Source organism: Bradyrhizobium sp. USDA 3650 (assembly GCF_054057395.1).
Genome location: NZ_JBSRZG010000001.1, coordinates 7,204,476 through 7,225,982 on the forward strand (window position 1 = coordinate 7,204,476; position 21,507 = coordinate 7,225,982).

Annotated in this window: 18 protein-coding genes; 11 read left to right on the forward strand and 7 right to left on the reverse strand. The window is 64.0% G+C overall.

The window, feature by feature from the left end; translation table 11 throughout:
- Positions 1-14 precede the first annotated feature (14 nt).
- Positions 15-2,366 (forward strand): bifunctional salicylyl-CoA 5-hydroxylase/oxidoreductase, encoded by a 2,352-nt coding sequence (locus ACVIN2_RS33920; RefSeq protein WP_456768939.1) that lies wholly within the window; start codon positions 15-17, stop codon positions 2,364-2,366.
- A gap of 55 nt (positions 2,367-2,421) precedes the next feature.
- Positions 2,422-3,672 carry a flavin-dependent oxidoreductase gene (locus ACVIN2_RS33925; protein ID WP_456768940.1) on the forward strand — a complete coding sequence of 417 codons (1,251 nt, stop codon included), beginning with the start codon at positions 2,422-2,424 and terminating at the stop codon, positions 3,670-3,672.
- A gap of 9 nt (positions 3,673-3,681) precedes the next feature.
- Here ACVIN2_RS33925 and ACVIN2_RS33930 read toward each other — a convergent pair whose 3' ends face one another.
- Together ACVIN2_RS33930 and ACVIN2_RS33935 are read right to left on the reverse strand one after the other, a co-directional pair.
- Complete coding sequence (locus ACVIN2_RS33930; RefSeq protein WP_007601580.1) at positions 3,682-4,137, reverse strand: cupin domain-containing protein; 456 nt, start codon at positions 4,135-4,137, stop codon at positions 3,682-3,684.
- 29 nt (positions 4,138-4,166) lie between these two features.
- Complete coding sequence (locus ACVIN2_RS33935; protein WP_211398297.1) at positions 4,167-5,342, reverse strand: ABC transporter substrate-binding protein; 1,176 nt, start codon at positions 5,340-5,342, stop codon at positions 4,167-4,169.
- A 248-nt stretch (positions 5,343-5,590) separates the two neighbouring features.
- Between ACVIN2_RS33935 and ACVIN2_RS33940 the strand changes: the two genes are divergently transcribed.
- The 3 genes from ACVIN2_RS33940 (at position 5,591) to ACVIN2_RS33950 (ending at position 8,428) form a co-directional block, all read left to right on the forward strand.
- A complete protein-coding gene (locus ACVIN2_RS33940; RefSeq protein ID WP_456768941.1) occupies positions 5,591-6,109 on the forward strand; it encodes a MarR family winged helix-turn-helix transcriptional regulator in 519 nt (172 codons plus the stop codon).
- A 147-nt stretch (positions 6,110-6,256) separates the two neighbouring features.
- A complete protein-coding gene (locus ACVIN2_RS33945) occupies positions 6,257-7,948 on the forward strand; it encodes a benzoate-CoA ligase family protein (protein ID WP_456768942.1) in 1,692 nt (563 codons plus the stop codon).
- Positions 7,949-7,969: 21 nt separating this feature from the next.
- Positions 7,970-8,428 carry a RidA family protein gene (locus ACVIN2_RS33950; RefSeq protein WP_456769850.1) on the forward strand — a complete coding sequence of 153 codons (459 nt, stop codon included), beginning with the start codon at positions 7,970-7,972 and terminating at the stop codon, positions 8,426-8,428.
- A 46-nt stretch (positions 8,429-8,474) separates the two neighbouring features.
- Here the strand turns inward: ACVIN2_RS33950 and ACVIN2_RS33955 are convergent, their stop codons facing one another.
- Complete coding sequence (locus tag ACVIN2_RS33955; RefSeq protein ID WP_456768943.1) at positions 8,475-9,203, reverse strand: CBS domain-containing protein; 729 nt, start codon at positions 9,201-9,203, stop codon at positions 8,475-8,477.
- Positions 9,204-9,393: 190 nt separating this feature from the next.
- Between ACVIN2_RS33955 and ACVIN2_RS33960 the strand changes: the two genes are divergently transcribed.
- On the forward strand, positions 9,394-11,241 hold the full coding sequence (locus tag ACVIN2_RS33960) for a PHA/PHB synthase family protein (protein ID WP_456768944.1): 1,848 nt from the start codon (positions 9,394-9,396) through the stop codon (positions 11,239-11,241).
- Here the strand turns inward: ACVIN2_RS33960 and ACVIN2_RS33965 are convergent.
- Together ACVIN2_RS33965 and ACVIN2_RS33970 are read right to left on the reverse strand one after the other, a co-directional pair.
- Positions 11,238-12,209, reverse strand: coding sequence for a CHAD domain-containing protein (locus tag ACVIN2_RS33965; protein WP_456768945.1), 972 nt, complete (start codon positions 12,207-12,209; stop codon positions 11,238-11,240). The genes ACVIN2_RS33960 and ACVIN2_RS33965 overlap by 4 nt on opposite strands.
- Positions 12,210-12,221: 12 nt before the next feature.
- On the reverse strand, positions 12,222-13,754 hold the full coding sequence (locus ACVIN2_RS33970; protein WP_456768946.1) for a bifunctional aminoglycoside phosphotransferase/ATP-binding protein: 1,533 nt from the start codon (positions 13,752-13,754) through the stop codon (positions 12,222-12,224).
- 191 nt (positions 13,755-13,945) lie between these two features.
- On the opposite strand from ACVIN2_RS33970, the gene ACVIN2_RS33975 reads away from it, so the two are divergent.
- The gene (locus ACVIN2_RS33975; protein WP_456768947.1) at positions 13,946-14,776 is read left to right on the forward strand and encodes a universal stress protein; all 831 of its coding nucleotides are present in this window, start codon (positions 13,946-13,948) and stop codon (positions 14,774-14,776) included.
- Positions 14,777-14,845: 69 nt separating this feature from the next.
- Positions 14,846-17,539, forward strand: a complete 2,694-nt coding sequence (locus tag ACVIN2_RS33980) for a bifunctional acetate--CoA ligase family protein/GNAT family N-acetyltransferase (RefSeq protein WP_456768948.1) — start codon at positions 14,846-14,848, stop codon at positions 17,537-17,539.
- Between the two features lie 9 nt (positions 17,540-17,548).
- On the opposite strand, the gene ACVIN2_RS33985 is transcribed toward ACVIN2_RS33980, so the two are convergent.
- Both ACVIN2_RS33985 and ACVIN2_RS33990 read right to left on the reverse strand, forming a co-directional pair.
- The gene (locus ACVIN2_RS33985) at positions 17,549-18,037 is read right to left on the reverse strand and encodes a phage holin family protein (RefSeq protein ID WP_456768949.1); all 489 of its coding nucleotides are present in this window, start codon (positions 18,035-18,037) and stop codon (positions 17,549-17,551) included.
- Positions 18,038-18,313, reverse strand: coding sequence for a hypothetical protein (locus tag ACVIN2_RS33990; RefSeq protein ID WP_456768950.1), 276 nt, complete (start codon positions 18,311-18,313; stop codon positions 18,038-18,040).
- A gap of 175 nt (positions 18,314-18,488) precedes the next feature.
- Between ACVIN2_RS33990 and ACVIN2_RS33995 the strand changes: the two genes are divergently transcribed.
- Genes ACVIN2_RS33995 through ACVIN2_RS34005 form a run of 3 tightly spaced genes read left to right on the forward strand, consistent with a single transcriptional unit; the run spans position 18,489 to position 21,502 of the window.
- Positions 18,489-19,625 carry an MlaE family ABC transporter permease gene (locus ACVIN2_RS33995; RefSeq protein ID WP_456768951.1) on the forward strand — a complete coding sequence of 379 codons (1,137 nt, stop codon included), beginning with the start codon at positions 18,489-18,491 and terminating at the stop codon, positions 19,623-19,625.
- Between the two features lie 2 nt (positions 19,626-19,627).
- Positions 19,628-20,395 carry an ABC transporter ATP-binding protein gene (locus ACVIN2_RS34000; RefSeq protein WP_456768952.1) on the forward strand — a complete coding sequence of 256 codons (768 nt, stop codon included), beginning with the start codon at positions 19,628-19,630 and terminating at the stop codon, positions 20,393-20,395.
- A gap of 3 nt (positions 20,396-20,398) precedes the next feature.
- Entirely contained in the window at positions 20,399-21,502 is a 1,104-nt protein-coding gene (locus ACVIN2_RS34005; RefSeq protein WP_456768953.1) for an ABC-type transport auxiliary lipoprotein family protein, read from the forward strand.
- Positions 21,503-21,507: the final 5 nt, after the last annotated feature.

Here is a 21,507-nt window from a genome sequence, read left to right on the forward strand (position 1 = left end):
TTGGCGAGGCTCCCATGAAAGTCGCGATCATCGGTGGCGGACCTGCGGGTCTCTACGCTGCAATCCTGCTGAAGAAGCAGCGGCCGAGCGCTGAGATCGCGGTGTACGAGCGCAATCGCGCCGACGACACCTTCGGCTTCGGCGTGGTGTTCTCGGACGCCACCCTCGATAATTTCGAGAAGCACGATCTTCCGAGCTATCGCCGCATCACCCAGGAATTCGCCTACTGGGATGACATCGCCGTGCACTTCCGCGGAACGGTCCATCGGGTCGGCGGCAACGGCTTTTGTGGCTGCTCGCGGCAGAAGCTGCTCCTGATCCTCCAGGCGCGCGCGCGCGAACTGGGGGTCGTCCTGAATTTCGAAGCGGACGTCGAGGACGAATCCCGCTTCGCCGACGCCGATCTGATCCTGGTCGCGGACGGCATCAACAGCCGTTTTCGCGACAAATACGTCGATCATTTCGCGCCGGAAGTCGATCTCCGTGCCAACAAGTTCGCCTGGATGGGCTCGACCAGGCCGCTGGATGCCTTCACCTTCATCTTCCAGGAGACGGAGTGGGGGCCGTTCATCGCCCATGCGTATCAATATGAAGCCGGCCACTCGACCTGGATTTTCGAGACCGATCCCGACACGTTCGAACGCGCCGGGCTGACAGGGCTGAACGAGACCCAGTCGGCTACGCGAATGGCCGAGATCTTCGGCTGGTTCCTCGATGGGCATCAACTGCTCACCAATCGTTCGACGTGGCGCAATTTCCCGATGATCCGCAGCAAGCGCTGGGTCAAGGACAACATGGTTCTGCTCGGGGACGCCAAGGCGAGCGCGCATTTCTCGATCGGCTCGGGCACCAAGCTCGCGATGGAAGATGCGATTGCGCTGGCCGAGGCGATGGAGAAGGCGCCCAGCATCAAGGCGGCGTTGGACGTCTATGAGCACGGCCGTCGCGAAGAGGTCGAGAAGACGCAGCACGCCGCCGACGTCTCGCTGGTCTGGTTCGAGCACGTCGACCGCTTCTGGAATTTCGATCCCGTGCAGTTCGCCTTCGGTGTGATGACGCGCTCGAAGGCGATCACCTATGACAATCTGAAGCTTCGCGCCCCCGACTTTGTGGCGGAGGTCGAAAGATCGTTTGCCAAGCGTGTTCGTGACAGCGGCTTCGACGTCGACACCGAGACGCCGATGGTGCCGCTGTTCCAGCCCTTCCGGTTGCGCGAGATGGAGATCGCCAATCGCGCCGTGGTGTCGCCGATGTGCATGTATTCGGCGAAGGAGGGCGTGCCGACCGATTTCCATCTGGTGCATTATGGATCGCGCGCGATTGGCGGCGCCGGCCTGATCTTCACGGAGATGACCTGCGTTGCTCGCGACGCCCGCATCACGCCGGGCTGCACAGGATTGTGGAACGACGAGCAGGAGGCGTCCTGGCAACGCATCGTTGATTTCGTCCATGCCAATTCAGCCGCAAAAATCTGCCTGCAACTGGGGCACGCCGGGCGCAAGGGTGCGACCAAGCTGATGTGGGACGGCATGGACCGTCCGCTCGAGGAGGGCGGCTGGGAGGTGTGTTCGGCGTCGCCGCTGCCCTATTTCCCCGACAGCCAGGTTCCGCGCGAGCTCGATCGCGCTGGCATGAACGCAGTGAGGGACGCTTTCGTGGCGGCGGCCGAGCGCGGCGAGCGCTGTGGCTTCGACATGCTCGAACTGCACTGCGCCCACGGCTATCTGCTCGCGAGCTTCATCTCGCCGCTGACGAATACCCGGACGGACGAATATGGCGGCTCGCTCGAAAATCGCCTGCGCTTCCCGCTGGAAATTTTCGAGGCGCTGCGGGCCGCGTGGCCGTCGCACAAGCCGATGTCGGTGCGCATTTCCGCGACCGACTGGGCCGAGGGTGGCATCGGCGGCGACGATGCGGTAGCGATCGCGCGGGCTTTTGCCGAAGCCGGCGTCGACCTCGTCGACGTCTCAACCGGGCAGACCGTGCGCGATGCGCAGCCGATCTATGGCCGCATGTTCCAGACTCCGTTCTCCGACCAGGTCCGCAACGAGGCGCGCGTGGCCACCATGTGCGTCGGCAACATCACGACGGCGGACCAGGCCAACACCATCCTGGCTGCCGGCCGGGCGGACCTCGTCGCGCTCGGGCGGCCGCATCTGGTCGATCCCTCCTTCACCATGCGGGCGGCGGCCTGGTACGGGGCGGACGACGCGTTCTGCCCGCCGCAATATCTTCCCGGAAAAGATCAGATTTTCCGCAACAGCGTGCGCGACCGGCAGGATCTTGAGGAGCTGAGAATTAAGGCTAAGCCCAAGACCCGGGCCGAGCTCAAGGCGGAGGCGACAAAGCCGCTTGCGGCGGAGTGACCGCCCGTGCGACTTTGGCCGCATTGCCTGGTGTGTACCGAGTGGAGTGAGGGCGATGAAGGCGATTATCGTCGGTGGCGGTATCGGTGGTCTCACCACCGCATTGATGCTGCGTTCGCGGGGCCTCGCTTGCGAGATTTTCGAGCAGTCCGACACCATCCGCGAGCTTGGCGTCGGCATCAACACGCTGCCCCATGCCATGCGCGAATTGGCAGGCCTCGGTCTGCTCCAACAGCTTGACGATGTCGCGATCCGCACCGACCAGCTCTATTACCTCAACCGTCACGGCCAGGAAGTCTGGCGCGAGGCCCGCGGCATCGACGCCGGCCACGATGTGCCGCAATTCTCGATCCATCGCGGTCGCCTTCAAGGCGTCATCCATCGGGCCGTCGAGGAGCGGCTCGGGCCGGAGGCCATCCATACCGGCTGCCGCCTCGGCGCCTTCACGCAGGACGAGGGCGGCGTCACCGCTTACTTCTTCGATCGCGCTGGCGTGCACATCCATACCGCGCGCGGCGACATTCTGATTGGTGCCGACGGCATCCATTCGCGGGTCCGTGACACGCTGTTCCCGAGCGAGGGGCCGCCGTGCTGGAACGGCCTGATGCTGTGGCGCGGTGCGCGGGATTGGCCGCTATTCCTCACCGGCAAGTCGATGATTGTGGCCGGCGGGCTCAACGCCAAGGTGGTGATCTATCCGATCGCGGAGGGATCGAGCCCGGCGAGCCGTCTCACCAACTGGGCGGTGCTGGTGAAGGTCGGCGAGGGCAATGCCCCGCCGCCGCGGAAGGAAGACTGGTCGCGGCCGGGCCGTCGCGAGGAGCTGATGCCGCATGTGGCGCGCTTCTCGGTGCCTTACGTCGACGTGAAGAGCCTGATCTCGGCCACGCCCGAGTTCTACGAATATCCGACCTGCGACCGCGATCCGTTGCCCTATTGGTCGTCGGGCAGAGTTACGCTGCTCGGCGATGCCGCGCATCCGATGTATCCGGTTGGCTCCAACGGCGCTTCGCAGGCCATCCTCGATGCGCGCTGCCTCGCCGACGCGCTGGTGCGCGCCGAGCATCCGCGCCAGGCGTTGCTTGAATACGAGAAGAAGCGGCTGCCCATGACCGCGGACATCGTTCGCTCCAACCGGCGCGGCGGCCCCGAGGGCGTCATCGACGCCGTCGAGCAGCTCGCGCCTGATGGTTTCGACAATGTCGACAACGTGCTGAGCTATTCCCAGCGCGAGGCGATCGTGCGCGGCTATGCCACCAAGGCCGGCTTCGCCGCAGTGCCGGGACTTGCGGCGGTGAGGGCGTGAATTGCGCTGCTAGCCGCCGGGAGGCGGCGGCAGGAAGTGGATGTTGAACTCGGCGGCCATCGCCACCACGTCTTCGGGCTTCTGTTCTTTCATGTTGTGAAGGCCCCAGAACAGGTCGAACAGCTTGCGGGTCGGTGACACCCAGAACAGCACCTTCGCGGTCTGCTCCGATTTGTTGAAGATGCCGTGCGGCACGCCCATGCCGAGCCGGATCAGGTCGCCCGCGGTCGCCTGCGACTCGGAATTGCCGAGCATGAAATCGAGCTTGCCCTCCAGCATGTAGAGATATTCATCCTGGTCGGGATGAATGTGCGGCGGTACGAACGTGCCCGGCGGCAGCGTCGCATGCCAGGAGAAGCTGTGCTCCGTGTTGCTCTTCGGCACATAGGTCTGGCCGAGGATGTTCCAGGAGATGCCCTGGATCCCCTCATTGGCGCGCGTGATGCCGGTGATTTCGCTCTTCATTGTGATCCTCCCTCGACGCGACGCGCGGTTTAATTCGCCGCCTTGCAGTCCTTGGCGTAGCGGTCGCCGTAATTCTCAAAGACTTTCTGGACGATCTCGGTCTGGAACTTGCCGTCCGCGCGCTTGGCGACCTTGGTCAGGTAAAAATCCTGGATCGGATAACCGTTGGTGTTGAACTTGAAGGCGCCGCGCAGCGAGGTGAAGTCGGCCTTTTTCAGAGCGGCCGCGACCGCGTCCTTATTGGAGAGGTCGCCCTTCACGGCCTTGACGGCGCTGTCGATCAGCATCGCGGCATCGTACGCCTGGAACGCGTAGGTGCCGGGGACGCCGTTATAGGCGGCCTCGTAGGCGGCGACGAACTTCTTGTTCTGGGGATTGTCGAGATTGGGCGCCCAGTTCGCGCCGCCGAACATGCCGACCGCCGCGTCCTGCTGCGCCGGCAACGTCGATTCATCAACCGTGAAAGCCGAGAGCACCGGAATGCTGTCGGCAAGGCCAGCCTGCCGGTATTGCTTGACGAGATTGACCCCGAGGCCGCCGGGCATGAACGTGAAGAGAGCATCGGGCTTCTGCGATGAAATCTTGGAAAGCTCCGGCTGGAAGTCCAGCGTGTTGAGCGGCATGTAGGATTCTTCGACGATCTCGCCCTTGTAGTCGAGCTTGAAGCCCGCCACCGAGTCCTTGCCGGCCTGATAATTCGGCACCATCAGATACATGCGCTTGTAGCCGCGATCCTGCGCGACCTTGCCGAGGATCTCGTGCACCTGATCGTTCTGATACGAGGTCACATAGAAGAACGGGTTGCAGTCCTTGCCGGCAAACGTCGATGGGCCGGCATTGGGGCTGATCAGGAAGGTTTTCGATTCCGTGACCGGCCGGTGGATCGCCTGGAGGATGTTGGAGAAGATCGGGCCGACCACGAAATCGACCTTGTCGCGCTCCAGAAGGCCCTTGACCTTGGTGACCGCTGCGTCCGGCTTCAATTCGTCGTCGACCACGACGACCTCGACATCGCGGCCGCCCATCTTTCCGCCGAGATCCTTCATTCCGAGCGCAAAGCCGTCGCGAACCTGTTGGCCGAGCGCGGCGGCGGGTCCCGACAGGGTCACGATCACACCCAGCTTGATTTTCTCCTGGGCGAGGGAAGGGCTCACCGCAGTGCCAAGCAGCAAGGCGGCTGCGGCCAACGTCATTTGCGTCTTCATGATCTGTCCCCCGTGACAACAGGACTTGCGCTGCAAGCCGCTACTCCAATCCAAGTTTATGCCGATGATTGCTGCCGCGGCAAGCGAGCTCGAAGCGTCGTCATCTGCGGGCAGCGGTGCATGCAAGCGGCGCGCCAATTATTTGAAGCCTAAAGAAATCGGCATGCGGTCGATTGTTGCGGCTTTACGCTTGCAGCCGGCTCGGATTTACTTGAAGCTCAAAACGTTGGGAATCCGTGCCGGCGCCCATGCCGGCCGTGAGTGGCTACATCGAGATGCTCGATTCCGAGACCAAGGCCGTCGAAACTCCGGAGGACCACGCCGAAGAGCTTCGGCTGTGGCTGCGCCTCTTGACCTGCACGACCCTGATCGAGGGCGAGGTCCGTGGCCGGTTGCGACAGCGCTTCGACGTCACATTGCCCCGTTTCGACCTGATGGCGCAGCTCGACAAGGCGCCCGACGGCATGACGCTGTCCGACGTCTCCAAGCGCATGATGGTGTCGAACGGCAACGTCACTGGTCTCGTCGAGCGCCTCGTGGAATCCGGTCATCTCGACCGCCGCACGTCGGAGACGGACCGCCGCGTCCAGGTGATCCGGCTGACTAAACTCGGTCGCGCCGAGTTTCGCAGAATGGCCGCGGAACACGAAACCTGGATCGCCGATCTCTTCGCCGATCTGACGCCGAAGGATGTGCGCGAATTGATGCGGCTGCTCGCCAAGACCAAGGCATCGGCGCAGAAATCGGCCGCTCGCCGCCGGGCCTAGGTCCGCGGCCGAGGCACCCACCAATCCCATTTGCCGCCGGAAAAAGCACGGGATGCCCAAAATCCGCTATTGCGCGAAATTGCTTTAAGCCTAAAATGTTTTCGAGTGAGTGCTGCCGGGTGCTTTCCATGCTGAAAGGAGCGTGCGATGGCCAACGCCGCCAAGGTTCAAGTCTCGGGTTCGCGTGACGCCAATGCTGCGACAGCCCATGTCGATACGTTCGCGCGGCAGCATCTTCCGCCAGCCGAGCTCTGGCCGGAATTCATCTTCACGCGACCGGAACTGCAATATCCGCCCCGCCTCAACTGCGTCAGCTATTTCCTCGACCGCTGGGTCGAGCAGGGGCATGGCGACGCTCCTTGCGTGATCAGCCCCGCCGTCAGCTACACCTATCGTGAGCTGCAAACGGTCGTGAACCGCATCGCCAATGTGCTGGTGGGCAAGCTTGGTCTCGTCACCGGCGGGCGCGTGCTGCTACGCTCGGCCAACAATCCGATGATGGTCGCGACTTATCTGGCGGTGATCAAGGCTGGCGGCATCGTCGTGGCGACCATGCCGCTGCTGCGCGCCAAGGAGCTGTCCTATCCGATCCAGAAGGCGGAGATCACACTCGCGCTCTGCGATGGCAAGCTCGCCGACGAAATGGAGAAGGCGAAAGCTGCGGCCCCCGGCCTCAAGCGCGTGGTCTATTGGGGCAACGGCAGCAGCGACTCGCTCGAGGCGCTGATGGAGGATGCAAGTCCGGAGTTCAAAGCTGTCGATACTGCCTCCGACGACGTCTGCCTGATCGCTTTCACGTCGGGCACGACCGGCGATCCCAAGGGCACCATGCATTTCCACCGTGACATGCTGGCGGTGTGCGATGGCTATGCGCGCAACATCCTGCGCGCGGAGCAGAAGGACCGATTCGTCGGCTCGGCACCGCTTGCCTTCACATTTGGTTTCGGCGGCGTGCTGTTTCCGATGCACATCGGTGCCTCCTTCGTCGTTCTTGAGAAGACGGCGCCCGACGACATTCTGAATGCGATCGAGCTGTACAAGACGACGGTCTGTTTCACCGCGCCGACCGCGTACCGGGCGATGATCGGCAAGCTTCCGGGCCGCGATATTTCCTCGCTTCGCAAATGCGTGTCCGCCGGCGAGACGCTGCCCAAGCCGACATTCGATGCCTGGCAGAAGGCGACCGGCATCAAGCTGATGGACGGCATCGGCTCGACCGAGCTGCTGCACATCTTCATCAGCGCGACCGAGGACGAGATCCGCCCTGGTGCGACGGGCAAGCCGGTGCCGGGGTATGAGGCGAAGATCGTCGACGATTCCGGCAATGACGTTCCGCCGGGCACGATGGGGCGGCTCGCGGTACGCGGGCCGACCGGATGCCGCTATCTCGCCGACGAGCGCCAGCGCAAATACGTCCAGAACGGCTGGAACATCACCGGCGACACCTACCTGATGGATAGCGACGGCTATTTCTGGTATCAGTCGCGCTCGGACGACATGATCGTGTCGGCCGGCTACAACATCGCAGGCACGGACGTCGAGGCGGCGCTGCTCACGCATCCCGCCGTCGTCGAGTGCGGGGTCGTCGGCGCGCCGGACGAGGCGCGCGGCATGATCGTGAAGGCCTATGTCATTGCCGCGCCGGGCGTAACGCCGAACGCGGAACTCGTGGCCGCGTTGCAGGAGCATGTCAAACGCGAGATCGCGCCGTACAAATATCCGCGCGCGATCGAGTTCGTGACGCAACTACCGAAGACCGAGACCGGCAAGCTAAAGCGCTTTGCCTTGCGGCAACTGGCGCAGACCGCGGTGACGTCCTCCGGCGTCGCGGCGGGATGAGAGAAGGATAGAGAATTGTCCGTGACGACGCCGAAAGGCCCGCAGCTCGCGGTGCTGCCGACAGCAGCCGAGGACGAAGCCCGCTCCAGAGCGCAGGTGCTGCAGCCGTCCGGCTGGCCGGTGCCGAAAGGCTATGCCAACGGCATGGCCGCCGAGGGACGCATCGTCGTCACCGGCGGCGTCATCGGCTGGGATGCCGAGGAGCGTCTCGCGGAGGGGTTTGTCACGCAAGTGCGCCAGACCCTGAGCAACATCGCCGCGATCCTCGCGGAGGCCGGTGCGCAGCCCGAGCATCTGGTGCGCCTGACCTGGTACGTCGTCGACATGGACGAGTACCTGGCGAACCTGAAAGAGCTCGGCAAGGCCTATCGCGCCATCTTCGGCGCGCACTACCCGGCGATGGCGTTGGTTCAGGTCGTCCGGCTTGTCGAGAAGGCGGCGCGCGTCGAAATCGAAGCTACCGCCGTCATTCCGCGCTGAATTGCGATCGGCGCGCGCTCAGCTTGCCTTGGTCAGCTTGCTTTGGTCAGCTTGCTTTGGCGAGGTCATCGTCCTCGGGCGAGTTCAGATATATTCCTGACATGGTGTCGACCCAGCAGAGATGGTCATGCACCTTCTTCACGCCGATGACGTTCTCCGCTGCGACGACCGCGGCCTGTCGCACGCGCTCCTCGGTGATGACGCCGCTGAGATGAACGATGCCATCGCGGACGATGACGTTCAGCCCGAACGGGCACCAGTCGTTCTTCTCCATGGTATCGATGATGCGGCTGCGAATGTGATCGTCGTCCGCGGTCGGGTCGGGTACATCTCGGGCGAGGTCCGCCACCGCCTGGAGCAGGTTCGCCCGCGACACGATGCCGACGATCTTGTCGCCGCGGACCACCGGCAGACGCTTCACATTGTTCCGTTCCATGAGGTCAACGATCTCGGCAAGTGCCGCATCCTCGGTGGTGGTCACCGGTGAAGAGGTCATCACCTCCGAGACCTTGCGGCCGTGCTCGTGGACGAAGTCGCTGGCCGATTTGCCGGATCCGAGAATAAACCGCAGCCAGCGCCCGCGCTTGCGTCCCGTGCCGATTTCGCTGCGGCGGATGAAGTCGCCTTCCGAGACCACGCCGACCAGCTTGCCGGCATTGTCCACGACCGTGAGACCGCTGACATGCCGCTTCAGCATGATGTTTGCCGCCTCGACGATGCTGGTGTCCGGGGTAACCGAGATGACCGACCGGGTCATGATCTGATGGGCACGCATGGCAGTCTCCGCTGGCTTGTCGATGTCGATGCGCAAAACCTAGCTCCGGCGTGGTGCTGCGGCTTGATGCAGGTCAAGGGGTGAAGCGGGGCTCTTCCCGATGCCCGGACTTGATGCAGCTCAACGCGCATCCGAAGCCTCGCCATATCCTGCTGCCACGCAGCCAAGAAGCTGGCAGGAACATTCAGCCATGAGCGTCGTGCAGATATTTCCACGGGCCGAAGAGCCATCCGCGCAGGCTCTCTCCGTTAGCCCTGTCGTTGAGCCCGAAGCCTCTACGAGGGGCCCCGAAACGCCGGCTGGAATGCCGGTCGCCGCCGATCCCCTGCCTGTATCGGAGCCATACCCTCTCGACCGCGCGTTTCATGCGATGCTGGCGCGGTTGACGGGCGGGATTTCGCCGCTGGCCTTGTCGCTCGCCTGGCTCGATTGGAGCTCTCATCTGGCCGCGGCGCCCCAGCGTCAGGTGGAGATGTCGCGCAACGTGCTTCGCGACATGGGCCAGTTCGTGGAAGCCGCCGCGCATGCGACGTCGCAAAAGCCGTGGTCCGTGATTGCGCCGCAGGGGCGGGATCGTCGCTTCAGGGGTCCGCAGTGGGAAGCCGCACCGTTCAATCTGCTGGCGCAGGCGTTCCTGCTCGGAGAGCGCTGGTGGCACGATGCCACGACCGGCGTACGCGGCGTGTCGCACGCAAATGAAGCCGTCGTCGAATTCGCGATGCGTCAGATGCTCGACATGCTGGCGCCGTCGAATTTCGCGGCGACCAATCCGCAAGTGCTGGAGAAGGCGTTCCGGAGCGGCGGGGAGAATTTCGTATTCGGCTGGCAGAACTGGTGCAGCGACCTGATGCGCCTGCTCTCCGCCGCAACGCCGGCGGGTGACGAACAGTTTGTCGTCGGCAAGACGGTCGCGGCTTCGCCGGGCAAGGTCGTCTATCGCAACGCGTTGATCGAGCTGATCCAGTACCATCCGACGACCGCTCAAGTGCGACCCGAGCCAATCCTGATCGTGCCGGCCTGGATCATGAAGTACTACATCCTCGATCTATCGCCGCAGAATTCTCTGGTGAGGTATCTGACCGGCCAGGGCTTCACCGTATTCGCGATTTCCTGGCGAAATCCGGATGCCAAAGACCGGGATGTTGCCTTTGACGACTATCGCAAGCTGGGTGTCATGGCGGCGTTGGACATGATCGGCCGGATCGTGCCGGGCCAGAAGACCCATGCGCTCGGCTACTGCCTGGGCGGCACATTGCTGTCGATCGCTGTGGCTGCGATGGCGCGCGATGGCGACAAGCGACTGTGTACGACCACCCTGCTTGCCGCACAGACGGATTTCACCGAGGCCGGCGAGCTGACGCTCTTCGTCAACGAGAGCCAGGTCGCCTTTCTCGAGGACCTGATGTGGCAGCGGGGCTATCTGGACACGACGCAGATGGCCGGCGCGTTCCAGTTGTTGCGCTCCAACGAACTGATCTGGTCGCGGCTGTCGCACGACTATCTGATGGGCGAGGGTGCGCCACCGAGCGATCTGATGGCCTGGAACGCCGACGCCACGCGGCTGCCCTATCGCATGCACTCGGAGTATCTGCGAAAGCTATTCCTGGGCAACGATCTGGCCGAGGGCCGCTATCGTGTCGAGGACAAGAGCGTGTCGCTTTCCGACATCCATGCGCCGATGTTCGTGGTCGGTACGCTCGCCGATCACGTGGCGCCGTGGCGATCCGTCTACAAGATCCACTATCAGGTCGATGCCGACGTGACCTTTGTGTTGACCAGCGGCGGCCATAATGCCGGCGTCGTCGCGCCGCCGGACGAGTCCGGCCACAGCTATCAGGTGCTGATCAAGGCCGCCGATGCGCGCTATGTCGGCCCGGACGAATGGCTGAAGCTGGCACCGCAAGTCGAGGGATCGTGGTGGCCGGAATGGGCAGAATGGCTGGCCGCACACTCCGGGGCGCCCTGCGATCCGCCGCAGACCGGAGGCGGAGACCTTGACGGTTTGCCCGACGCGCCGGGAGACTATGTCCACACCTAATCCTCAGGCTGCGCATTCGGCGCAAGGTCGGCGGAGCGGAACGGCTTGGCCTTGTCCAGTTTCCGGTAGGCGTCCGAAGCGATCCGCAACAGTTTCTTTTCGCGCTTGCGGTTGAGGAAGCGAATGCCCGCTTCGGGGATGGCTACGTTCAATGACGCGGCCAGCGACTGCCCTCGCGCGTCGTCGTTCAATCGCCCAAGGGACTTTTGCGCCTTGCGCAATTGCTTGAGGATCGACTTCTGCCTGGTCAGCGACTCGTCGGCGAACAGGTCCTCGAGCGACTCGATCGAATAAGTCAGCCGCTTGTTGAGAAGCCGCAGCTTGTGCCGTTTCTCGACACCGAGCTTGCGGAGCTTACGCGCTTTCTTGAGCAGCGCCTTTTCCCATTCCGCGAGTTTCGCTGTTGCGTGGTCGGCGAGCGCGCAGCGGCGCAGCCTGATGGCCTCCTTGCTGCGGCGGGTCGACCAGGGGCCGCTCTCGATCCAGGCTGACGTCTGCTCGACGAGCCGGCGATACCGCGCGGATTGCAGCGCGCGCGCCAGCAGGCGGTGGCTCTCGGCGCGCTTCTCGTCCCAGTGCTGGAGCTCGGCAATCACGGTCAACTCGCCTCCACTCTCGGCGATGACCCGCTCGATCGCCACGTCGAGGTCCCGCACCATGCCGAGCTGGCTGTTCAGCCATTTCAGTTCGGTCCAGACCTCCGGCCGTACGGCGTCATCCACCATCGGCGAGAAGAAGCGGATGGCGGTGCGCAGATGCGTCAGTGCAATCCGGATCTGGTGCAGCGCCTCGGGATCGCCGCGGCAGGTGCCGTCATGCTGGGCGAGAACGGCGGCGAGGTGACGGCGGGCGATGATCCGGAACGCCGTATCGCAGACCATGCCGGGGCTGAGGCGGCCGGGCAGGACATTGTGCCTCGCCGCAGGCTTGACGCGCGCGGCCGTCGAATTCGTGCTGGGTCGCGCCATTTGCAGACTGCCTTACTTGCTCTCGGCGATCGCGTCCCGGCAGTTCTGGAGCGTCTGCTCTTGCGTCCCGGATGCATCGATGGTCGCCCAACCGACATGGCCGATATTATAGTGCTCTTGCAGCGCGGCAACCTCTTGCGTGGCGTCGGATGCGTCGCCCCGGCGGCCTCCGATCCGCGCCTGCCTGGTCGCGAGGTCCGCAACCAGAAAGAGGCCGCTCAGCGGCACGTTACGCTCGCGAGCCAGTGCTGCAACCGCGTCCCGTTCGTCCTCACGGGCGAACACACCGTCGATGATCGCTGAATGGCCTTGCGCCAGCACCCGCCCGGCGTGCTGAGCCAATATCTCGTAAACGCGGGCCGTGACCTCCGGTGTGTATGCGGATGCCGGCAGCCGGTCCGTGTCCTCGATCCCGAACATCTGCTTGCGGACGAGGTCGCTGCGCAGCACGACGGCGCCCGGCTGCGGCGAAACGTCCGGCGCGAGCGTGCGTGCCAAGATCGTCTTTCCGGTGCCTGACAGTCCGCCGACTGCAATCAGCCGGGGAGCGGGAGGATGGATCAGCGCGCGGGCGAGGCCAAAATAGCGTCGCGCCCCGTCGAGAAGGCTGGGATCATCGGAATGCGGCGGCTTCAGCCGTGCCAGCGCGACCTGGGCGCGGATTGCCGCCCGGATAGACATGAACAGCGGCAGTGCGGAGAGCGCGTCGAGATTTTCGACTGGAGTCGCGGCGAGATAGCGGTTCAGCACGATGTTGGCTGCGCGTGCCTGATCGTGGTGCAACAGATCCATCAATCCGAATGCGAGATCGTAGACCACGTCGGTGGTTGCCATCTGCGCATCGAATTCGATGGCGTCGAACAGCACCGGCTTCTCGTCGATCGACACGATGTTCGCAAGATGCAGGTCGCCATGGCAGCGGCGCACGAAGCCTTGACGGCCGCGCTCTTCGAGCAAAGGCCGGAGGCGGAGGAACATTGCGTGTGAGTCTCTGCCGAGTTCTGCGATCTCTTCGGTTTCGAAATGATTGCCGGTCCGCAGGCCATTGCTGTTGCCATCGATCAGGCCGGGGATGGAGGAAACCCATGCGCTGCCGTCGGCGCGAACAGCCTGCGCATGCGAAGCCACGATCGCGTCGGCGACAGCTGAGGCAAAAGTGTCATCCAGCGCCCCGGCGTTGGCCCGATGATCCAGCGTCCGGCTATCGTCGAAGCGCAACATCTCGACCGCATACTCGATCGGCCGGCCGCTTCCGTCGACCTTCACCGATCCATCGGGCTCTTCCGTGATCGCCACGACGCGGTGATAGATCTGCGGCGCCAGCGGCCGGTTGATCCTGATCTCCTCCTCGCACGCCGCCTTGCGCTTCTCGAGCGTCGAATAATCGAGGAATGGAAATTTCACGGCGCGCTTGATTTTCAGAGCACGCTTGCCTTCGAGAAAGACCGAAGCTGCGTGCGTATCGATCCGCCTCACGTTCGGATGATCCGCGGAATTGGTGAGCGCCGCAAAGATCCGGTCCTGGGTCGCAGAATCGTCTGTCATTCCAGCTGGTACGTCCAGATGCGTTAAGGCTGCTTGCCCCGCGATCAGGGTAATCCATAGAAGCAGATCGCGGCCAGTCCTTGACTTCGGTCAACGCCTGTTTCCTTCCGGCCGGTCGAAGTTCCCGGGCTTGACGAGGATCAAGCGTCCCGACCAAAGCCAGCCTATTCTGGTGCCTGAGGAGAATCCCGATGCCGATCAAGGACGTCTTTCTGCCGCTCGTCGGCCAGCCACGCGACCCGGCCCTTGCTGCGATCGAGAAATGCGTGGCCGTTGCTGCCGACCTCGGCGCCAGGATCACCGCGCTTGCACTCGAGGAGGATGTCTTCGTGCGGCCGAAGGTGATGCTCCCCGATGCGGCCGAGGCAAACGGCTCGCTTGGGGTGGGCGACAGTCAGCATCTCCTGGATGCGTTCACCCGCGCAACTTCCCGCACCGGCATTCGCGCTCAAAGCCGGTCGGCCAAGGTGCCGCCAGACCAGATCGCGTCAGTCCTGGCCGAGCACGGACGCTTCAGCGATCTCACGCTGGCCCCCGTGAAGCCGCACGACAGTCGCATCGAGCACATCATCGAGACGCTTCTGTTCGAATCCGGGCGGCCCGTGCTGCTTTGCCCGGAGCAGCATGTGGACAAACTGCGACCGGAATTCGAGAACGTCATGATCGCCTGGGATCACTCCGCGCGTGCGGCGCGTGCGGTCGGCGACGCGCTGCCTATCCTTCAGGCAGCAGCCCTGGTCCGCGTGGTGACCGTGGCGGACGACAAGTCAGACGCGATCGTGCAATCCGGGACGGCTCTGGTCGATCACTTGAGGGAACATGGGGTCTACGCCTCGTTCGAAACCACGACGGGCAGCGGCAGCTCGATTGGCAAGGTGCTCGGAAGCTGGGCGAATTCCCATGCCATCGATGCGATCGTGATGGGCGCCTACCATCATTCGCGCCTGAACGAGATCGTTTGGGGCGGTGTGACAAAGACCGTCATTGGCGAGCCACCGTGCTGGGTTATGCTCTCGTACTAGGCGGGTCGTCAGTTTATCGGCTTGATCGTCAACCATCGGAACCGCCACCGACCGGGCGCATTTGCTTTCATGTCAACCTATCGTCTGAAGAACCTGCTGTCGCCGCGTTCGGTCGCGCTCGTCGGTGCGAGCGCCCGCCCGGTGTCCGTTGGACGCGCCGTTCTGGAGAACATCCAGAAGGCTGGATTCTCGGGACAATTCGGCCTCGTCAATCCGCGCCATGCCGAGATCGGCGGCGTCGCGGCCGTGGACAGCCTCGACAAATTGCCGTTCGTGCCCGAGCTCGTGATCATCACCGTGCCGGCGCGCGCGGTTCCCGGCATCGTCGATCAAGCCGGGCGACGCGGCTCGGCGGGCGCCCTGATCGTCTCGGCCGGGCTCGGCCATGGACCGGGGTCCCTGCACGAGGCCGCCATCGCTGCGGCCCGCAAATACGGCATGCGGCTGATCGGGCCGAACTGCTTGGGCATCATGATGCCCGGCGTGAGCCTCAATGCCAGTTTTGCTGCGCACATGCCGGGGCCGGGGAATCTCGCGCTGATCTCGCAATCAGGCGCGATCGCGGCCGGCATGGTCGATTGGGCCGCGCAGCGCGGCGTCGGCTTCTCCGGCATCGTCTCGATCGGCGATCAAATCGACGTCGATGTTGCCGATCTGCTCGACCATTTCGCGATGGATCACAAAACCAGGGCGATTCTGCTCTACATCGAAGCCATCAAGGACGCGCGCAAGTTCATGTCGGCCGCGCGTGGCGCGGCGCGCGTGAAGCCGGTCGTCGTGGTGAAGTCCGGCCGAATGGCGCAGGGCGCGAAGGCGGCTGCCACCCATACCGGTGCGCTTGCGGGCGCCGACGCCGTCTATGACGCGGCGTTCCGGCGCGCGGGCGTCCTGCGGGTCTCTGATCTGCGCGAGCTGTTCGATTGCGCCGAGACACTCGGCCGCGTCGAGTCGCCGGCGGGAAAGCGCCTCGCCATCCTGACCAATGGCGGCGGCATCGGCGTCCTCGCTATTGACCGATTGGTCGAGCTCGGCGGCATTCCGGCGACCATCTCGGCCGACGCCCGCAAGAAACTCGATGACGCGCTGCCGCCGACCTGGTCCGGCGCAAATCCAGTCGACATCGTGGGCGACGCCGATGCGTCGCGCTATGCGGCAGCGCTTGAGGTGTTGCTTGCCGATCCCGACAATGATGCGGTCCTCGTCCTCAATGTGCAGACCGCGATCGCCTCGGCTGCCGATATCGCAACGATGGTGACCGAACGGGTCAAGGCATATCGCGAGAAGCACCGCAGTTGGGCCAAGCCCGTGCTCGCCTCGTGGATCGGAGCAGACCAGAACATCATCGAAACACTGTCCGGTGCGGGCATCCCGAACTATCCGACCGAGGATGACGCCGTGCGCGGCTTCATGTACCTCGTGAGGCACCGCGAAGTCGTGGAGGAGCTGAGCCAGGTTCCACCGGCGATGCCTGAGACGTTCGTGCCGGACGCACGTGCTGCAAAACAGATCGTAGCTGCTGCCATCGCCGATGGGCGCCAATGGCTCGAACCTGTCGAGATCAAGCACCTGCTCGAAGCCTACGATATCGCGATGGTGCCCACATACGCCGCGGCCGATATCGAGCAGGCGGTGGCCTACGCGAGCGACATCTTTGCGCAAGGCGCCACGGTCGTGCTGAAGATCATGTCGCGTGACATCGTCCACAAATCCGACGTCGGCGGCGTCGTGCTCAATCTGACGACGGTCGAGGCGGTGCGCGCCGCCGCCACCGACATTCTCGCTCGGGCAAGAAAGCTGCGTCCGCAAGCCCGCATTGAGGGCGTCATCGTGCAGGCGATGGTCGTCAAGGCGAAGGCGCGCGAGTTGATTTTGGGTCTCGCCGACGATCCCACCTTCGGCACCGTCGTGGTGTTCGGCCGCGGCGGGACCGCGGTCGAGATCATCAACGACAAGGCGCTTGCGCTGCCGCCGCTCGATCTGCAACTGGCCCGCGATCTGATCGACCGCACCCGCGTGTCCCGGCTGCTTCGCGCTTACCGGGACGTGCCGGCGGTGAAGCCTGACGCCGTCGCCATGGTCCTGGTCAAGCTGGCGCAGATGGCCGCCGACATTCCCGGGATCCGTGAATTCGACATCAATCCGCTGCTGGCGGACGAAACCGGCGCGACCGCGGTCGATGCCCGCGTCGCAGTCGGGTCGCCGCAACGGAAATTTGCGGGCTCCGGCGCTGCCAATTTCGCCGTTCGGGCCTATCCGTCGCAATGGGAGCGCCGCCTCAAGCTCAAGGAGGGCTGGCGGATCTTCGCGCGGCCCCTGCGTCCGGAGGACGAGCCGACCATCCACGCATTCCTGAAGCATGTCACGGCGCACGACCTTCGTCTGCGCTTCTTCGCGCCGATGAAGGAGTTCACCCACGAGTTCATCGCGCGCCTGACCCAGCTCGACTATGCGCGGGCGATGGCCTTTATCGCGTTCGACGAGGCGAACGGCGAGATGGTCGGCGTGGTCCGACTCCATTCGGACTCGATCTACGAGAGCGGTGAATATGCGATCCTGCTGCGCTCCGATCTCAAGGGCAAGGGGCTGGGATGGGCCCTGATGCAGCTGATCATCGACTACGCGAGATCGGAGGGGCTCAAAGCGATCTCCGGTGATGTTCTCAGGGAGAACACCACGATGCTCGAAATGTGCCGGCAGCTCGGCTTTGAGGTGAAGCCGGATCCCACTGAACCGGATATTTGCGACGTCAGGCTGAAACTCTGAGCTCGACCGCTATGAGCGGGCTTCAGCCGGATTTGCGGCGGGGGCCTCCTTGGCCGTTCTCCGCAAAGTCTTTACCAGGACCGCAATCAGCGGCACCAGCACGGGCAACATCGTGCTGAGCGGATGATGCACGGCGCCCGACATTTGGGCCTTGAATGTGCGTGCCTCGAGCTGAAGCGCTTCGATGGATGCGCCGTGAATCTCGTTGGCGAGTTCGATGTCGCGACCTGAAGGCGGCCGGCCGGCAATCACAAAGAGAATTGCGGCGATGGCAAAATTGACGGCGCCGAGAATGGCGGCCGCGCCAATGGCACTCCATATCTGCACCAGTGCGAAATAGGCGGACAGCTCCAGCATCAGGAGCCCGAACGCGGCGATCAGCGCCGCAAAGGCACGCAGGCCTAGGCCGATCAGCAGGTGGCGCAGCCTGATGTCCGCGATGATCCTGTCGGTACGCCAGAGCACACGCAGATGTTTGACGACATTTTCCGTGTTCACCTAGTGCCTCCGCAGCGCAAATCCGACGACCACGCCGAGCGCGAAGGCCGAGGCCAGTGATGTGAGCGGGCGGTCCGCAATGAGGCCCTGAAGCTGGTCCTGCTCCTCGTCGACGGTCTCGCCGAGCTCGGCGAGCGCGGCCTTGATCTGATCGGCAAGTGCCTCCGCGCGGTCTTTCGAACTGTCGAACATCTCCTCGCCGGCCGTGCTCAGCAAGCGTGTGACGTCAACCTTCAGCGTGCGCAGTTCTTCGCTCATCCTGTCGCGGTCGAACATGGATCTGATTTCCCCGTTAATGGAAACAAACCTAGGACTCGCCGGCCCGACCGCGCTTGATTTGCGTCAAGGAGGCAGACGCGTCGTGGTCTTGAGACAGGTCAAACCGGCTGCCACATGCTGGCCTAGAATGACCGGCTGAATGGGGACCCGGTTGTCCCGATGAGGTGGAAGCGTGAACTCCGAACCGCTGTTGCTGGCAACGCCCTCCGGCGAAGAGCTGAAATTGTGCCCGGAAGGGCCGTGGATTGCCGCGAACGTGTCGATGCTGGAGACATTGTCCCGGTCGGTCGGGGCGGATGTCGATCGATCCAGAGCCGTGACCTTGGACATGTCGGGCGTCAGCGCACTCGACACGCTCGGCGCCTGGGTCCTGGAAAAGCTGTCGCGCAGGGCTTCATCATCCGGCAGGTCGGCCGAGTTTATCGGTGTCGCCGACCATTTCAGTGGCCTGATGGACGAGGTGCGCCAGGTCAACCGCCACACCCCACCGCCGGCGCCCGCACCCAACCCTGTTCTGCTCAGGTTGAACGATCTCGGCAAGTCCACGGTCGGCGCGCGCGAAGACATCACGATCTTTCTTCAAATGCTGGGCGCCTTGTTCATGGCCGTGATCGGCGTGCTGCGCCGGCCGCGCTCGCTGCGGCTGACATCGCGGATCTACCAGCTCTACCGCATCGGCTGGCAGGCCATCCCCATCGTCGTGCTGATCACCTTCCTGATCGGCGCCATCATCGCCCAGCAGGGATTTTTTCATTTCCGCAGGTTCGGCGCGGAGTCCTACACCGTCGACATGGTCGGCATCCTGGTGCTGCGCGAGCTTGGTGTGCTGATCGTCGCCATCATGGTCGCCGGCCGCTCGGGAAGCGCCTACACCGCCGAGCTCGGCTCGATGAAGATGCGCGAGGAGATCGACGCGCTCTCGACCATGGGCCTCGATCCCGTCCACGTCCTGATCCTGCCGCGGGTTGCTGCCCTGGTGATTGCGCTGCCGATCCTTGCCTTCATCGGATCGATCGCCGCACTCTATGGCGGCGGCCTGGTCGCGCAGTTCTACGGCGGCATGGCGCCGGCGATCTACATCGCGCGGCTGCACGAGGCGATCTCGGTCACCCATTTCGAGGTGGGCATCCTGAAGGCGCCGTTCATGGCGCTGGTGATCGGAGTCGTCGCCTGCAGCGAGGGCTTGCGCGTGAAGGGCAGCGCCGAGTCGCTGGGACGACAGACCACGACGTCGGTGGTCAAGTCGATCTTCCTGGTGATCGTGCTCGACGGCCTGTTCGCGATCTTCTTCGCCTCGATCGGAATGTGATCATGGGCGAATCGCAAGAGCAGTTCGCGATCCGCGTCCGCGACCTCGTGGTCGGCTTCGGCCGGCAGACCGTGCTCGATCATCTGTCGCTCGACGTGCGCCGGGGTGAGATCCTCGGACTCGTGGGGGCGTCCGGTGGCGGCAAGTCGGTCCTGATGCGAACCATCATCGGCCTCATCCCGCGCCAAAGCGGGACCATCGAGGTGACGGGACGGCCAATCGGCGGCCGCACCGAAGGCGCGGCCACGACATGGGGCATCCTGTTCCAGCAGGGCGCGCTGTTCTCCTCGCTGACGGTCCGGCAGAACATCCAGTTTCCGCTCCGTGAAAATCTCGTGCTGTCGCAGGAGCTGATGGACGAGATCGCGATCGCCAAGCTCGAAATGGTCGGGCTGCGGGCGCAGGACGCCGATAAATATCCGGCGGAGCTGTCCGGCGGCATGACCAAGCGAGTGGCGCTGGCGCGCGCGCTCGCACTTGATCCGCTGATCCTGTTCCTGGACGAGCCGACATCAGGCCTCGATCCAATCGCGGCGGGCGATTTCGACGCGCTGATCGGGACCCTGCAAAAGACCCTCGGCCTCACCGTGTTCATGGTCACCCATGATCTGGCGAGCCTGACCACGGTCTGCGACCGGGTCGCCGCGCTCGCCGACGGCAAGATCGTGGCGATCGGTCCGATGCGCGAATTGCTGCAATCCGAGCATCCCTGGGTGCGGGCCTATTTCCACGGCAAGCGCTCGCAGATGCTGCAACACGAGATGAGATGAGACATGGAAACACGCGCTCCCTACGTGCTGATCGGCAGTTTCGTCCTGGCCGCGATCCTCGCGGTGTTCGGCTTCGTCTATTGGCTGAACAACACCGGCGGCATCGGACCGCGCACCAGCTATCACGTGCAATTCCAGGGCCCGGTGCCCGGTCTTCTGGTCGGCGCCGGCGTGCTGTTCAACGGCATCCGCGTCGGCGAGGTCACCCAGCTAGGCCTTGCGCCGGACAATCCACGCTTCGTCAATGCGACGATCTCGGTTGCTTCAACCACGCCGGTGCGCGCCGACAGCAAGGTCGGGCTTGATTTCCAGGGGCTGACCGGCGTGCCGGTGGTGACGCTGGAGGGGGGCGTCATCGTCACCAAATCCGGCGAGCCCCCGACCTTGATTGCCGAGGCCGGTGCGGGCCAGAGCATGACGCAGGCCGCGCGGGATGCATTGCGGCGGGTTGACACCGTGCTGGAGGACAATTCGGGCCCGCTGAAGGACACCATCGCCAATCTCAAGACCTTCTCCGACGGGCTTGCGCGCAACACCGGCAAGATTGACGGCATTTTGGCGGGCCTGGAGAAGATGACCGGCGGCGGAACGCCGGCGCAGAAAGTCACCTATGACCTGCGCACGCCGCAGAACCTCGGTCCGGCCGGCAAGACGCTCGCGGCGTCACTGGCCATTCCAGAGCCGACAGCGGTCGCCATGCTCCAGACCCAGCGCATGCTGTTTGCGCCCGGCGGCGACAATCCGGGCTTTGCGGACTTCCTCTGGGCCGACAGCATTCCCAAGCTGGTGCAGGCGCGGTTGATCGACAGTTTCGAGAACTACGACATCGCCCACGCGCCGCTGCGCACGGCCGATCTCGGGCAGGCGGACTATCAGCTGCTGATCGACATCAGGCGCTTCCGCATCGCCACGGAGGGGGAGGCACGGGTCGAAATCGGACTGTCGGCACGGATCGTCGACAAGAACGGCAAGGTGATCGCCTCGCGTCTCGTCGAGACCAGCGAAAAGCTCGACAAGGTCGAACCGGCCGCGGCGGTCGCAGCGTTTGATACGGCCTTCACGCGCATCGCGAAGGAGCTGATCGGCTGGACGGTGCAGGCGGTGTGAGGGCG